The sequence below is a fragment of the Aeromonas media genome, assembly GCF_000819985.1.
GTDB classification, from domain to species: domain Bacteria; phylum Pseudomonadota; class Gammaproteobacteria; order Enterobacterales; family Aeromonadaceae; genus Aeromonas; species Aeromonas media.
Map to the genome: position 1 here is coordinate 1 of NZ_CDBZ01000013.1, position 1,986 is coordinate 1,986.

The 1,986-nt window shown below is 61.8% G+C and carries 2 protein-coding genes and 1 pseudogene; 2 read left to right on the top strand and 1 reads right to left on the bottom strand.

Annotated elements, in window-relative coordinates; all coding sequences use genetic code 11:
- Positions 1-202, top strand: a pseudogene (locus BN1127_RS22575) (N-acetyltransferase); the annotation flags it as partial.
- A 269-nt stretch (positions 203-471) separates the two neighbouring features.
- A complete protein-coding gene (locus tag BN1127_RS01415; RefSeq protein ID WP_042648218.1) occupies positions 472-960 on the top strand; it encodes a SixA phosphatase family protein in 489 nt (162 codons plus the stop codon).
- A gap of 115 nt (positions 961-1,075) precedes the next feature.
- On the opposite strand, the gene BN1127_RS01420 is transcribed toward BN1127_RS01415, so the two are convergent.
- Positions 1,076-1,666: a hypothetical protein gene (locus tag BN1127_RS01420; RefSeq protein WP_042648219.1), complete on the bottom strand. Its 591-nt coding sequence runs from the start codon at positions 1,664-1,666 to the stop codon at positions 1,076-1,078.
- Positions 1,667-1,986: the final 320 nt, after the last annotated feature.

Sequence of the window (1,986 nt, forward strand, 5' to 3'; positions counted from 1 at the left end):
GGGCAGGGGCATGGCCATCTTCCATGAGATGATGGGCTGGGCGCGCAGCATGGGCCATCAAGAGGTCATCTTTCATCTGCTGGACACGCGTCCCCCATACAAAGCCCTCGCCAGGCGCGCCACCAGGGTGAAGAAGACGACCCTGTCGGGGTGCCTCTTCACCAGCTATTACTTCTGCGTCGAGACCTGGTGCAGACCGTGACGGCTAACCGCTGCCACCCTTGAGGCTGGCTGACCCTGGCGGCGAGTCGTGCAGTTGCACGCTTGCAGGGATCATCTCTCTGCCGCCGCCACCCGTTGCTCGCACTGTCAGTAACCACACGTCGAGAGCCTGGTCACCCGGACTCGGTGCTCAGCTTGTCCGAGACTCCCGCGCAATGTGGCTTCGCTATGATTGACATGGCGACGTGACAGGCATGCAAACCCTGGCCGTCACTGGCGGACCGATGGTCGGTCGCTGCGGGAGGAGTCATGAAGAGAACGCTGATCCTGATGCGTCACGGAAAGTCCAGTTGGGAACAGGCACTGCCTGATCGGGTGCGCCCGCTCACCGAGCGCGGTCTGCGTGATGCCCCCCTGATGGGCAGACGTCTGGCGCACGCGGTAGGGGGGCCCGACCTTATCCTGTCGAGCCCCGCCTGTCGGGCCTTGTCGACGGCCCGGCTTGTCGCCCATGAGCTGGGCTACCCGGCGAACGGGATTGTCATCGACGAGCGCCTCTACTGCAGCGATGTCGGGACCCTGCTTGCGCTGATGGATGAGCTTGAGGACGAACTGAGGTGCGTGATGCTCATTGGTCACGATCCCGAGTTCACCGATCTTGCCCACTGCTTTTCCGGCAAGATCACCCGGATGCCGACCTGCGCCTTCGCCCGCTTCACCTTTGATGCCCCCTCCTGGTCGGCTGCTGTATCGCAAACGCCGGTGACGGCCGTGCTCGACTATCCGAAAAAGGGGTAAGTGAATAGCAAGAGGAAGTGCAGGGTTGCCGCTCACCGGGGGCTGGGAAAGCCATGGGCAAGTAATCAAGCAAGAAGGGGAGCCCAGGCTCCCCTTCACATTACAGTGATGTTGTTTATTTGGCGGCGATCGGTCCCTTGGTGCCCGCATCGTTGTCGACCCAGCCATCTTCCCCCTTGAGGCGACGATCCCCCTGTATGTGATAGATGACCATGCCTTCCTTGAACACTAGGGCCCCGTCGGATTTCTTGGCCTTGACCTGCTTGTCGTTGACCCACACCTGATCCTTGCCATCGATGCGAATGGTGGCCACGGTGGCCCCCGTCTCGGGGAAGGTAGCGACCCAGTTGCCGGCGTAGGGGCTGGCGCTGGTGGCCACCGGGGCATCACCAAATCCGGCGGCCGCGTTCTCGGCCTGGGTCTTGTTGATGTCGCAGCCGCTGAGCTCGCTCACCTGGGTGCAGCCGGAGCGCTCCAGCTTCTGTGCGTAGCTCATGTTCAGACCGCCGTCCGTGGCCGGGACGACAGCACCGAATCCCGCCTTGGCATTCTCCTCCTTGGTCTTGTGAATATCGCAGCCCTGGGCCTCGGTCACCTGAGTGCAGCCGGAGCGTTCCAGCTGCTGGGCATATTTTGCGTTGATGGCGTGAGCCGGGGCCATGCCAAGCAGGGTCAGGGTCACGAGCAAAGCAGCAGTTCTAGGCATAGTTAATCCCTCAAAGTGTGAGTCTTTCCGGTTCATCGCAGCCTTGACTGCCATGAGAACAGCCTGTGTTTGCGGCAATATCCTGGGGGCGCGAACCTGTCTCACGTTAGCACCTGTAACAGGTGTCGCACAGGAGGGCCGATGAATCTGTGCCATTCAGAGGGAGTCCGTGAACCTGTGGGCTCAGCTCTGGGGCACCCGGATCCCCTTGTCGAGATAGAGGCTGCTGTAGTGGGCACGATGGGTGACGAACATCACCTGGTGGCGGCTGCCGTCGGAGAGGATGACGAAATCCCCGGCCTGGGCCGCAATGCTGTTCA

Bases quoted from the DNA above. Each gene is read 5' to 3' on its own strand.
- BN1127_RS01415 (WP_042648218.1), top strand. From the start codon at position 472: ATGAAGAGAACGCTGATCCTGATGCGTCACGGAAAGTCCAGTTGGGAA.
- BN1127_RS01420 (WP_042648219.1), bottom strand. From the start codon at position 1,666: ATGCCTAGAACTGCTGCTTTGCTCGTGACCCTGACCCTGCTTGGCATG.